10 protein-coding genes are annotated in these 11,043 nt (G+C 63.2%); 6 read left to right on the top strand and 4 right to left on the bottom strand.

Features of this window, described 5'->3' with window-relative positions; translation table 11 throughout:
- The 3 genes from QZ213_RS17295 to QZ213_RS17285 all read right to left on the bottom strand — a co-directional run.
- Window positions 1–587, bottom strand: a 587-nt coding sequence (locus QZ213_RS17295) for a molybdopterin cofactor-binding domain-containing protein (protein ID WP_291687307.1), incomplete at its 3' end; no start/stop codon positions are given.
- Window positions 584–1,054: a (2Fe-2S)-binding protein gene (locus QZ213_RS17290; RefSeq protein ID WP_291687306.1), complete on the bottom strand. Its 471-nt coding sequence runs from the start codon at window positions 1,052–1,054 to the stop codon at window positions 584–586. The genes QZ213_RS17295 and QZ213_RS17290, both read right to left, overlap by 4 nt.
- 31 nt (window positions 1,055–1,085) lie before the next feature.
- Window positions 1,086–2,069, bottom strand: a complete 984-nt coding sequence (locus QZ213_RS17285; RefSeq protein ID WP_291687305.1) for a tripartite tricarboxylate transporter substrate binding protein — start codon at window positions 2,067–2,069, stop codon at window positions 1,086–1,088.
- A 166-nt stretch (window positions 2,070–2,235) separates the two neighbouring features.
- Here QZ213_RS17285 and QZ213_RS17280 point away from each other — a divergent pair, with 166 nt between their 5' ends.
- From QZ213_RS17280 to QZ213_RS17260, 5 genes are all read left to right on the top strand, one after another.
- Window positions 2,236–3,300: a substrate-binding domain-containing protein gene (locus QZ213_RS17280; RefSeq protein ID WP_291687304.1), complete on the top strand. Its 1,065-nt coding sequence runs from the start codon at window positions 2,236–2,238 to the stop codon at window positions 3,298–3,300.
- A 7-nt stretch (window positions 3,301–3,307) separates the two neighbouring features.
- Window positions 3,308–4,681, top strand: a complete 1,374-nt coding sequence (locus QZ213_RS17275; RefSeq protein ID WP_291687303.1) for an MmgE/PrpD family protein — start codon at window positions 3,308–3,310, stop codon at window positions 4,679–4,681.
- Between the two features lie 4 nt (window positions 4,682–4,685).
- Window positions 4,686–5,444: a 3-oxoacyl-ACP reductase FabG gene (gene fabG, locus QZ213_RS17270; protein ID WP_291687302.1), complete on the top strand. Its 759-nt coding sequence runs from the start codon at window positions 4,686–4,688 to the stop codon at window positions 5,442–5,444.
- Between the two features lie 82 nt (window positions 5,445–5,526).
- Window positions 5,527–7,647 carry a molybdopterin oxidoreductase family protein gene (locus QZ213_RS17265; RefSeq protein WP_291687301.1) on the top strand — a complete coding sequence of 707 codons (2,121 nt, stop codon included), beginning with the start codon at window positions 5,527–5,529 and terminating at the stop codon, window positions 7,645–7,647.
- 157 nt (window positions 7,648–7,804) lie between these two features.
- On the top strand, window positions 7,805–8,587 hold the full coding sequence (locus tag QZ213_RS17260; RefSeq protein WP_291687300.1) for an enoyl-CoA hydratase/isomerase family protein: 783 nt from the start codon (window positions 7,805–7,807) through the stop codon (window positions 8,585–8,587).
- A gap of 22 nt (window positions 8,588–8,609) precedes the next feature.
- Here the strand turns inward: QZ213_RS17260 and QZ213_RS17255 are convergent, their stop codons facing one another.
- Window positions 8,610–8,882 carry a hypothetical protein gene (locus QZ213_RS17255; RefSeq protein ID WP_291687299.1) on the bottom strand — a complete coding sequence of 91 codons (273 nt, stop codon included), beginning with the start codon at window positions 8,880–8,882 and terminating at the stop codon, window positions 8,610–8,612.
- A gap of 270 nt (window positions 8,883–9,152) precedes the next feature.
- Here QZ213_RS17255 and QZ213_RS17250 point away from each other — a divergent pair, with 270 nt between their 5' ends.
- On the top strand, window positions 9,153–9,401 hold the full coding sequence (locus QZ213_RS17250) for a hypothetical protein (RefSeq protein WP_291687308.1): 249 nt from the start codon (window positions 9,153–9,155) through the stop codon (window positions 9,399–9,401).
- Window positions 9,402–11,043: the final 1,642 nt, after the last annotated feature.

Below are 11,043 nucleotides of genomic sequence, written 5' to 3'. Positions count from 1 at the left end.
TGCAGCATTCCCGGCAGCGCAGAATCGTGGATGAATCGCGGATGGGCGAAAACCTTGTCGGGAATATCCAGCCGCTGAACCGAATTGCCGGCCACCGCGCGCTTCGCCCATTGTTTCGGCACCGCGCCTGGCGTTGCGTCACGATCCAGCGAAATCTTGCCGGCGAGCTCCCAGTAGCTGGTCCTGATATTGCCGGGTCCGGAGATCGTGCCGTCCGTGATGTCGAGCGCGTCGGTCCCGACGCCGAGCTGATCGGACGCCGCGGTGAGAAAAATCTGCCGGATTTCCGCGCAAGCCTGCCGGATGGCGCGGCCGGACTGCTGCACCGACAGACTGCCGGAGGTGACGCCCTCATTAGGACTGCCCGCCGTCGAGGCGCGGACCATCTGCACCCGGCCGATGTCGACATCGAGTTCGTCGGCGGCGATCTGGGCCAGCGCCGTCACGATGCCTTGCCCGATCTCGACCTTTCCTGGCGAGACCATCACCTGTCCCACGGACGAGAACCGGATCCAGGACGACAGCTGCGGGTTGGCCGCGAGGCTGACGGGCAATTTCGGCGCGGAGGAGGGCGCGGGATTCGTCATGGCGCGGCCATCTCGGCCGCCGCGCGCAACACCGCGCGCACCATCCGGTTATGCGAGCCGCAGCGGCAAAGGTTGCGGTCGAGCGCTGCCTTCACCTCCGTGCTCGTGGGGTTCGGGTTTTGCATCAGCAACGCCGCCGCGCTCATCAGGATGCCGGAAACGCAATAACCGCATTGCAAGGCTTGTTCGGCGATGAAGGCGCGCTGCAGCGGATGCGGTTGCTCCGGGCGTCCAAGCCCTTCGATGGTCGTGACGTCCTTGTCCACCACCGACCATAGCGGGGTGTCACAGGATGCCACCGCATGATCGCCGACGATGACATTGCAGGCGCCGCATTCATTGGCGCCGCAGCCGAAATGCGGACCCGTTAGGCCGAGCTTGCCGCGCAGGATGGCGAGCAGCGACGCATCGGGATCGGCGTCGACAACGGTCTCGACGCCATTGAGGCGAAAGCGAACGCTTGGCATCGAGCAATACGACCTTGATTTGGGTTTTGGCTTACTGCGGCTTGTCAGGGAATTTCTTGACGACTTCGGCCCATTTCGCAATATCGCCGCGCAGATATTTGTCGAACGCCTCAGGCGTCATCGACATCGGGACCGCGCCCTGATCCTTCCATAGCTTGACGACGTCAGGCCGCTTCACAACCTCGTTAACTCCGGCATTAAGTTTGTCGATAATGGGCTTTGGCGTTCCCGCAGGCGCCATCAACCCGAGCCAGATGGTCGCCTCATATCCGGGCACGCCGGCTTCGCTCGCGGTCGGCACGTCGGGCAGCACGGCGGAACGGGTCTTGCCCGTGGTGGCAAGCGCCCGCGCTTGGCCCGCGGCGACGTTCGGAGCCATCGTCGTCACGGAGTCGATCATCATCTGCACCTGTCCGCCGATCACGCCTGAGCGCGCTTCGCCGCTGTTGCGGTAGGGGACGTGCACCACATCGATGCCGGCCATCGCCTTGAACAATTCGCCGGCCATGTGATAGGGCGTGCCGGTACCGGACGATGCGTAATTCAGCTTCCCCGGCTGCGCCTTGGCGAGTGCGATGAATTCGGCCAGCGTCTTGGCCGCGACCTGCGGGTGCACGACGATGACGAGGTCGGCGGAATTGACCGGCGCGATCGGCGCGAGGTCGCGCATCAATTCGTATTTGCGCTGCGCCGGCGACATCAGCGATTCGTTCGCCGTCTGCGTATTCGACATCATCAGCAGCGTGTAGCCGTCCGGCGCCGCCTTGACGACCTCCTGCGTACCGATCACGCCGCCGGCGCCGGTGCGGTTCTCGACCACGATCGCCTGGCCGAACTTCTCCTGCAAGGCATTGCCGATCAGGCGCGCCGCCACGTCGGCGGGCCCTCCGGCGCCGAAGGGAACGATGATCCGGATCGGCCTGGTCGGGTAATCCTGCGCGAAACACGTAGCTGCAAGATTGGGCATCGCAAGAAGGACCGCCGCTAACGCCAGCGCAAACCTTGGGGCCCTCATGTCGATCTCCCGGGAATTCTGGTCTTGTTCTGTGCTGGTTGTTGGCCAAATCCGGCGGAAAAGTCTAGCGGCAAACGACGCCTGTCGACGAAAGACTCGCTATGCCCAATAGGAATAAAAGATAACTTCCGGGGTCCAAGTCTCGCCCGAACAAAGGGACAAAAAGATGAAACATCAGGGGATATCGCGCCGCACCGTGCTCAAGGGCTCCGGTGCCGTGCTGGCGGGCGCTGCGTTCTCGACCCGCGTCATGGCCTCGGCGCCGCCGCCGGAGCCGGTCACGCCGGCCTTGATCGAGGCCGCGAAGAAGGAAGGCCAGATCAGCTATTACACCTCGACCGACCTGCCGGTCGCCGAGAAACTGGCGAAGGCATTCGAGGCGAAATATCCCGGGATCGCCGTGCGCGTCGAACGCACCGGCGCCGAGCGCGTGTTCCAGCGCATCGGCCAGGAATATTCCAGCAACATCCATGCGGTCGACGTGGTGAATTCGTCGGACGCCGCGCATTTCATCGTCTGGAAGCGCGACGGCATTCTGGCGCCCTATGTGCCGGAAGACGTCGCCGCCTATCCGGCCGAGCACAGGGATGCCGACGGCCAGTTCGCCAGCTTCCGCGTCTGGCTCAGCATCATCGCCTACAACACCGGTCTGGTGAAGGAGGAGGAGGCGCCGAAGAGTTTTGCCGATCTGCTCGATCCCAAATGGAAGGGCAAGATCGTCAAGGCGCATCCCGGCTATAGCGGCACCATCATGACTGCGACCTACCAGATGCAGCGCGATCTCGGCTGGAGCTGGTTCGAACAGCTGGCGAAGCAGAACGTCATGCAGGTGCAATCGTCGGCCGATCCGCCGAAGAAGCTCGACCTCGGCGAACGCGCCGTGATGGCCGACGGCAATGAGTACAATATCTTCCAGCTCAAGGAGAAGGGCCGCCCGGTCGAGCCGGTCTATGCAACGGAAGGGTCGCCGCTGATCATCGGCCCCAACGGCATCTTCAAATCCTCGCCCAATCCGAATGCCGCAAGACTGTTCCAGTCGTTCTGCTTCAGCCGCGAGGCCCAGCAGCTCATCATCGATGTCGGCGGGCTGCGCTCGGTGCATCCGCAGGCCGAGGAGAAGCCGGGGCGCAAGCCGTTCAAGGACATCAAGACCATGAAGGACGACGCGGCTGCGGTGGAGCAGCAGGGCGACGCGATCAAGGCGCATTACACCAAACTGTTCCACGTCTGATGCGCCGATGACTTCCCAACTGCCAAAAAACTCGGTCGCCGAAACGCTGGCCGACAAGATCGTTGCATTGAAGCCGGGCATTCTTCCGGCGCCGACCTTGCACAAATGCGAGGACCTCTTGATCGACGTGGTCGGTCTGTGCGTCACCGCGCGCAACGAGGATTATGCGCGTAGCGCGCTCGAGGGTTGGGACGATGACGGCTCCTGCACGGTGATCGGCCACACCCGCACGCTGACGGCGTCGGGCGCGGCCTTCGTCAACGGCACCGCGGCGCACGGCGAGGATTTCGACGACACTTTTGAGGGCGGTCCGGTGCATGCCGGCGCGGTGATCGTGCCGGCGGTGCTGGCGGCCTGCGAGCGGCACAATCCGGACGGCCGCATGGCGCTGACGGGCATTGCGGTCGGCACCGAGGTTCTCTGCCGGCTGAGCCTCGTGGTGCCGAAGGCCGTGCACAAGGCCGGCTTTCATCCGACCGCGATATTCGGCGCGATGGGGGCGGCGGCCGGTGTCGGCGCCGCGCTCGGCCTCACTGCCAGGCAGATCGTGGACGCGCTCGGGATTGCCGGCAGCATGGCCGGCGGCATCATCGAATATCTCGCCGAGGGCGCCTGGACCAAGCGGCTGCATGCGGGCTGGGCGGCGCAATCGGGCCTTCGCGCCGCGCTGTTGGCGCGGCAAGGCTTTGTCGGACCGCGCACGGTGTTCGAGGGCGTGCACGGGCTGTTCCACGGTTTTGCCCATACCACCCACGGCGACTACGACGCGCTGACCGGTGATTTCGGTACGCGCTGGGTGACGGACACGCTGGCGTTCAAGCCCTATCCCTGCGGGACGATGGCGCAGCCCTACATCGATTGCGCGCGACGGCTGGCCGCGCGCGGCGTCAAGGCCGAAGACATCGGCGAAATCGTGTGCGAGGTGGCGGAGGGGACGGTGCACCGGCTATGGGAGCCCTTGGCATCCAAACAGCGCCCGGGGAACGGCTATGCGGCCAAATTCGCCACGCCGTATCTCTTGGCGACCGGCTTTGTCCATGGCGGGGTCGGGCTCGGCGCATTCACGGAAGCCGCGATCGGCGATGCGCGCGTGCTCGCGCTGGCGGCCAAGGTGAAATTCGTGATCGACCCGCAAAATCCCTATCCGAACAATTATACCGGCCACATCCGGGCGACCCTGAAGGACGGCAGCGTGGTCGAGGAGCGGCAGCCTCATATGCGCGGCGGCGCGCAGGAGCCGCTGACCCGGCAGGACGTCGCGGATAAATTCGCGCTCAACGCCCGGCATGGCGGCTGGACCAAGACGCAAAGCGATGCGACGCTGAAATTGCTGGCATCGCTCTACAATGGCCGCATCGATCTCTCGTCGCTGCGAGGATAGATTCATGGCAAGCACCAACGAACTCGGCGGCAAGGTCGCCATCGTCACCGGCGCGGGGCGCAACATCGGCCGGGCCATCGCGCTTGCACTGGCGGATGGTGGCGCATGGATTGTTGTCAATGCGCGCAGCAACCGCGCCGAGGCCGAGGCGGTTGCGCGCGAGGTCGAGGCCAGGGGCGGCAAGGCGCTGGTCCATATCGGCGATGTTGCCGACGCCGCGGCCGTGCACGCGATGGCGGACGCGGCGATAGAACAGTTGGGCCGCCTCGATATCCTCGTCAACAATGCGGCGCTGCGGCGCGAGAGGCCTTTTGCCGACATGAGCTACGCCGAGTGGCGCGAAATCATGGATGTCACTCTCGATGGCGCCTTCCATTGCGTGAAGGCCTGCCTTCCGGCCTTGCGCAAATCCGGCGCCGGAACCATCGTCAATATCGGCGGCCTTTCCGCGCATACCGGCGCAAAGGACCGCGCCCATGTGGTGACGGCTAAGGCGGGAATCGTCGGCCTCACCCGCGCGCTGGCCCACGACCTGGCCGACGACGGCATCACCGTGAATTGCGTGGTTCCAGGCCTGATCGGCACGCCGCGGCCGAGGGACAAGCCGGAACCCGCCCATCATCTGGTCCATCAGACCATCACCGGCGCGCGCGGCAGGCCGGAAGACGTTGCGGCGGCGGTGCGGTTCCTGTGCGGCCCCGGCGCGCGCTACATCACCGGCCAGGCGATCCACAGCAATGGCGGGGCGTACCTCGGCGCATAGCGCATGGCCCGCCGCTGATTCGTCGCCCCATGCCGGATAAATGCGCTCGGCTGCCCCGGATTTTGATGGTAGCAATTGTGTCATGAACCAGCAGGCCAAGATCGACATCCGGCATTCCACCTGTCCGCACGATTGTCCGTCCGCCTGTGCGCTCGATATCGAGGTGATCGATGGTTCCTCGATCGGCCGGGTGCGTGGCTCCAAGCTGCAGACCTATACCGCCGGTGTCGTCTGCGCCAAGGTCGCGCGCTACGCCGAGCGCATCCATCATCCGGACCGGCTGATGCATCCGCTCCGTCGCACCGGGCCGAAAGGCTCCGGGCAATTCGCGCGGATTTCCTGGGACGAGGCGCTCGACGAAATCGCCGATCGCTTCAACGCGGCCGAGCGCGAGTTCGGCGCCGAGTCGGTCTGGCCCTATTACTATGCCGGCACCATGGGGCTGGTGATGCGCGACGGCATCAACCGGCTTGCGCATGTGAAGAAGTATTCGCGCTTCTACTCGACCATCTGCGCCAACGTCGCCCGCGTCGGATTCGCCATCGGCACCGGCAAGATCGCCGGCGTCGATCCGCGCGAGATGGCCGTCTCCGATTTGATCGTGATCTGGGGCACCAATCCCGTCAACACCCAGGTCAATGTGATGACGCACGCGATGCGCGCCCGCAAGGAACGCGGTGCCAAGATCGCGGCGGTCGACATCTACAACAACGACACCATGAAGCAGGCCGATATCAAGATCGTGCTGCGGCCCGGCACCGACGGCGCCTTCGCCTGCGGCGTGATGCATGTGCTGTTCCGCGAAGGTCTTGCCGATCGCGCCTATATGGAGCGCTACACCGATTGCCCCGCCGAACTCGAGGCGCATCTGGCGACCCGCACGCCGGAATGGGCGTCCTCGATCTCAGGTGTGCCGGTCGAGGAGATCGAAGCGTTTGCCCGCCTGGTTGGCACGACAAAACGCACCTTCTTCCGCTACGGCTACGGCTTTACCCGCAGCCGCAATGGTGCGGCGCAGATGCACGCGGCTTCGTGCATTCCGGCGGTGACCGGCGCCTGGCAGTATGAGGGCGGCGGCGCGTTCTTCAACAATTACGCGATCTGGAAGTTCAATGAATCCATCATCGAGGGGCACGACGCGATCGATCATTCCACGCGGGTGCTGGACCAGTCCAAGATCGGGCGCATCCTGACCGGGGACGCCGAGGCTCTGCACGGTGGCCCGCCGGTCAAGGCGATGCTGATCCAGAACACCAATCCGGTGACGGTCGCCCCGGAGCAGGCGCTGGTGCGCAAGGGATTTGCCCGCGAAGATCTGTTCATGGCGGTGCACGAGCAGTTCATGACCGAGACGGCCGCCATGGCCGACATCGTGCTGCCCGCAACCATGTTCATGGAGCATGACGATCTCTATTACGGCGGCGGCCACCAGCATATTTCGGTCGGCGCCAAGCTGATCGACCCGCCAGGCGAATGCCGCTCCAACCACGAAGTGCTGCAGGGCCTCGGCCGGCGCCTCAAAGCCGTGCATCCCGGCTTTGAGATGACGCCGCGCGAACTGATCGACGCCACGCTGAAGAAGAGCGGCCATGGCGACATCGAAACGCTCGAGGCCGATCTGTGGCGCGATCTGCAGCCGGATTTCCGCACCTCGCACTATCTCGACGGTTTCGCGCACAAGGACGGCAAATTCCATTTCAGGGCGGACTGGGCGCACCCGCCGATCGGCAATGCCGGCCTGATGGGCGCCTGGGAGCAGATGCCGGCGCTGCCGGATCACTGGGCCATCATCGAGCAGGCGGATGACGCGCACCCGTTCCGGCTCGCGACCAGCCCGTCGCGCAGCTTCCTCAACACCTCCTTCAACGAAACCCCGTCGTCGCAGGCGCGCGAGGGCGCGCCGAGCGTGATGATCCACCCGGAGGACGCCGCATCGCTCGGGATTGCCGACGGCGACGCCGTTACCCTCGGCAATGACAGGGGCGAGACCACGCTGACGGCGAGATTGTTCGACGGCCTGCGCCGCGGCGTGCTGATCGCCGAATCCATCCACCCGAACAAGGCCCATATCGGCGGCCGCGGCATCAATACGCTGACGGGCGCCGGGTCGATCGCGCCGATCGGCGGCGCCGCATTCCACGACAACAAGGTCTGGGCGAAGAAGGCCGCCGCGTCAGGCGCCTGGAGCTTCGGCTCTGATTGAACCGGCACCGAAGCTCGGATCTTTTGGTTGACGCGTTTTCTTCACGCGAACCGGTGCCCACTTCGCTCGAAAACGCCATGGAACAGCTAAATCGCCCTTGCGGTCCTGCCCCGTCCTGCCGTTAATGTCCGCCGAAACCGGCAAAACGGGCAGGGCAATGACCGACACCGACAGCGTCGTATGCGAGAAGCGCGGGCAGGCATACTGGATCACCATCAACCGGCCGGACAAGCGCAACGCCCTCAACGGCGAGGTGATCGCCGGCATTGCCAGGGGCTATCGCACCGCGCATGACGACAGGGACGTCCGCGTCATCGTCCTGACCGGGGCCGGCGACAAGGCATTTTGCGCCGGCGCCGATCTGCAGAACTCGGGTGCTGCCTTTGCGATGGATTTTGCCAAGCCCAACGTCGACTACGCCGATCTGCTGCGGCTTTCGCAAAATGCGACAAAACCCGCGATCGCGCGGGTCGGCGGCGTCTGCATGGCCGGCGGCATGGGCTTGCTGTGCATGACCGACATGGCGGTATCAGCCGATCACGTGATCTTCGGCCTGCCCGAGGTGAAGGTCGGCGTGTTCCCGATGCAGGTAATGGCGCTGCTGCAGGGAATCGCGCCGCGCCGCCTGATCAGCGAGTGGGCGCTGACCGGCGAGCCCTTCGACGCCAGGACCGCACAGGCCGCCGGCCTTCTCAATTATGTGGTGCCGTCGGCCGAGCTCGACGCCAAGCTCGACTGGCTGATCAGCCGCATCGTCGACAAGTCGCCGACCGCGATCCGGCGCGGCAAATACGCCATGCGCGCGATCGCCTCGATGTCGTTCGATGAAAGCATCGCCTACACCGAAAGCCAGATCGCGCTATTGGCGATGACGGAAGACGCCAAGGAGGGCCTCAAGGCGTTCGGCGAAAAGCGCAGACCCTCGTGGCCGGGGAAGTGAGAGCGCCGTCATCGGACGTGGCTCAGCCCGGATCAGAATCCGAACCGGCGACCTTTCCTCGAACAACGACCCATTTTTCGAAAGCGACGCCGATACGGTTTTGATACCGCCAAACCAGGCGGCATCGGGCAATTGTTCGAAATTTGTCGAACGTGATGTAAAAATCTATCGGAAGAAGTCCGAGTTCGTCTGAATGGACTTGGGCGCTGGTTTGCGTGACGTTGTAAGCGACACATGCGTACAGCTTTCGGCCCCCGCGGAAGAACAGCAGGCCGTCCATCGATCGTTCGATCATCTGCAGTCCAATCTTCAGTACATCGCCGCGCTGGCTTTGGCACTTTGAGGAACTACATCATCGACCCCAGAACGGCGAAGATATCGCGCCGAACGCTGCTGACAATCGCGAACCCGAATTACGATTAACGTGCCGGCCCTGTTGTCGAACGGCGCAGTTTCCGGCCGTTCTCTGTGTCACCAGCGCAACAGCTTTGGGCATTTCACCCTTGCTCAAGGCAAACGTCTGGGATCAAATTCGATCACTGAAACCGTTCGAAAGGAGAGAAACATGCTCAGGAAAATGATGTTGGCCGTGCTGGTCGTGACATTTGCCGGCGGTGCCGCCCTCGCACAGGAAGCCTGCGACAGCAAAGCCGTCGGCAAGGACGGCAAGCCGCTCGCGGGTGCGGCAAAGACCTCATTCATGAAGAAATGCATGGCGGACACCTGCGCGACCAAAGCGGTGAGTCAGGATGGCAAGCCGCTTTCAGGTGCCGCGAAGACCAGTTTCATGAAGAAGTGCGAAAAGGGCGCGTAGCCTGGCGCCCTTGCGACTTGGAAAGGCCGCCTTGGGTGGCCTTTCCTTTGGCCATTACTGTCGCCGTTTTGTCTGCGGAAGGCTCCCGAAAATGACCCATACCGGCCGACGATCTCCGGCAAATTCAACTGCTCGCGCGGCGGTGAAGTAGGAGCCGCGACTTTCTGGCAGTGTTTGATCGCATTCAAAAAAGACCCCTAGTTCTCAGTCCCGAACCAGCAAATTCGACTGGCGTTGATCCAAATCAAGTGGGCCGATATCTATCTTTCCTATTGTTGTAGGGCGGACAGACCAAGGCTCTGTGCGAATGTTCAGCTCTCACAAAAGGGAGGCCGTCATGGAGAAAAGCGCCGCTTTCCGTGCCGAGGAAGAAGGTTAATTGAGTGCCTACGACGTCGGCGTTCGGTTTTGAGTAAGATCAGATGAAACAGATCCCGGTTGACGCCATCCTGCCGCCCGTCGTTGCAACGTTGTTGCCAAAGAATTCAATCGCGCGCCGTTGGGCTGGGCACGCCGTTGGACCAACTCCTAGAAGAAACATTGCGAGGGTCCCACAGCCATGGCCTCGCAGACTTGCAAGCTTCACGCTGATTCCTGCGATCTGCGCAGCAATGTTGAGTTGGCTTGGTTTTCTTTCATGGGGAATGTATTCAGCGGCCCGCTGGCTTTGGCTATGGATTTAGCAACGGATCGCTTGGGCAGCTTCTCGAAGTCGTGTCCTCAGGCGATCTCGACCAAAAACGCTATTCGAAATGACATGTCCCACGCCTCGACTTCACGCTCCAGCGCGTGCTGAGACTCTAGTTCAGCGCGGCCCTCGTCGGCCGCTGTACTTAGCCAGTCGAGTACCTGCTCTCGGTCGAAGGACTTGCCGACGGACAGCCTAAACAGCTTTGCCTCCCGCGCTCCGCGTGAGTAGCCCTCACTTCGCGCTCGCTGCATCCGGGCTTGGAAAGTGTCCGCCCGGCCTAGTTTAAAGGAGGGGAACCGCATGCGCCATCCTGCGGGCATGCTGACGGGATGACAAGCCCCGTAAAACACGGGTTGACCAGTTGGGTGCGAGGAAAGTCAACATCCGCGTCAATGACGGGCCACAGTGGCTGCTCGGTCGCGTACTCCTCGATCCAGGTCGACGTCGGGAGCCGGCCAGACCTCGGATCTCGGGCAAACCCGATTGCGGCGACCGATCAATGGCATCGCCCCAGTGGAGGGTCAATGCCCGCATCCCTCCTATCCCCCTGAACATCTTGGTTAGACCCGGCGCGCGTCGTCCGTAACTCAGCGCGCGCCGGGCCGCACCTAGAAGTTTTTATCGGACTATCCATAAGCCCGCGCCCGCTTCCGGCACCGACCGGTCGTGGGACTTTGCTTCCCGTGGCTCGCTTCACACTATGCGGGCGGACATTGTTGGCCTGTCGTGTTCAGCAACCAGCATCGCTGCCTTGGCCCCGCTTTGGAAACTCAATCGAGTGTCAACTTCGCAGTTGGCGCAGTCCCCGATGTGATGCGGCAGTCCCTGTCAGGAGGGTCGACGTTCCGAATTAGGATCGTGCCTAACGATAGCAGCGTGCCGAAAACGAGTGCGCTGACGGTCACTGCCAGGTAGGACTTCTTGGCGGACATATGCGACATCTACTGACCC

The sequence above is a fragment of the Bradyrhizobium sp. genome (genome assembly GCF_017881085.1).
Lineage (GTDB): Bacteria > Pseudomonadota > Alphaproteobacteria > Rhizobiales > Xanthobacteraceae > Bradyrhizobium.
This window is presented reverse-complemented; position numbering and strand designations above follow the sequence as displayed.